General features: G+C 48.9%; 1 protein-coding gene. It reads left to right on the forward strand.

The window, feature by feature from the left end:
* The first annotated feature begins 64 nt into the window (after window positions 1-64).
* Window positions 65-1,261, forward strand: a complete 1,197-nt coding sequence (locus M2444_RS33405) for an IS256 family transposase (RefSeq protein ID WP_280789143.1) — start codon at window positions 65-67, stop codon at window positions 1,259-1,261.
* Window positions 1,262-1,371 lie beyond the last annotated feature (110 nt).

The raw sequence follows: 1,371 nt of genomic DNA on the forward strand, positions 1-1,371 counted from the left end.
CAGGCAACAAAAAAGTAGGGTATTCTCGGGATTGCGAAGTCCACCAAGAAAGGAACCCTACTCGATGACTATTTTACCCGAAAACCAACTTAATAATCTATTTGAAAATCTTGTCACTCAGTTTGTAAAAGATAACATGGAATCCATTATGCGCGCAGAAATCCAAGCGTTCATGTCGAGTGATGAAGCAGGTGCACGCAACAGCCGCAACGGATATTACACACGAAACCTGCATACGAAATACGGCAATGTGGAGGATTTAGAGGTTCCCCGAGACCGCCAAGGTCTGTTCCAGACTCAGTTGTTTGAGCCGTACCAGAGACGGGACGGCTGGCTGGAAGAGGCGGTAATTCAGATGTATAAGTCGGGCATGGGCACCCGGGATGTAGCCCGTTTTATTGAAAGTATGTTTGGCAGCCACTACTCCCCCACAACGGTCAGTAATATAACAGCTACGGTACTTGACGACATCCACCAGTGGCAAAAACGTTCGTTAAACAAGCGTTATTCCGTGATCTATCTGGACGGCTTGTACGTCAAGCTTAAACGCGGGACCGTCAAGGGAGAAGTCGTTTATTTCGCGATGGGGATCGACGAAGATGGGCACCGGCAAATTCTTGGCTTCTATGTAGGTGGCCAAGAGAGCGCAAACGGCTGGCGTGAAGTGTTGAAAGACCTCTACAACCGAGGCGCACAGGAAGTACTGCTCGGTATATTTGACGGGCTACCAGGACTCGATGCTGCATTTAAAGAAACCTACCCAAAAGCCGATGTGCAGCACTGTATTGTCCACAAGGTTCGCTCTACCTTCCCTAAAATCCGGATCCAGCACAAAACGGAAGTGATTGAGGATCTAAAGACCATCTACACGGCGCAGGACCACGATCTGGCGCTAGCTGCGTTTGATACGGTAAAGGCAAAATGGGGCAAGCTGTACCCCAAAGAGATGCGGTCTTGGGAGGAGCAACTCTCTACCTTGCTAACGTTTTACAAGTATCCGGCACTCGTGAAAGAAGCAATCTACACCTCCAATCCGATTGAACGAATGAACAAGGAAATCCGAAAGCGCCTAAAGCCGATGAACAGTCTCACGAATATGGATGCGGCAGAGAAAATTGTCTACCTCGACGTGATGGACTACAATGAACGTTTTAGCGAACGAGTGATTCGCGGCTTCGGTGATCTGGAGGTTAAGAAGAAACTGAACAACATGTTTGAAGCGCGGTACCCGGTGCAGGAAGGGCAGGAAGAACCTGCCTAATTTCCTCGTTCTTTGGGGCGGGTTTCCCCGCCCCAAAGAACATCCACACCCACTAACAGATACCCGAGAAGCTACTTTCTGTTCTCTTACACAAACTTCTTGACGCTACC

Source organism: Paenibacillus sp. PastF-3, assembly GCF_029893135.1.
Classification (GTDB): Bacteria; Bacillota; Bacilli; order Paenibacillales; family Paenibacillaceae; genus Paenibacillus_AQ; species Paenibacillus_AQ nitricinens.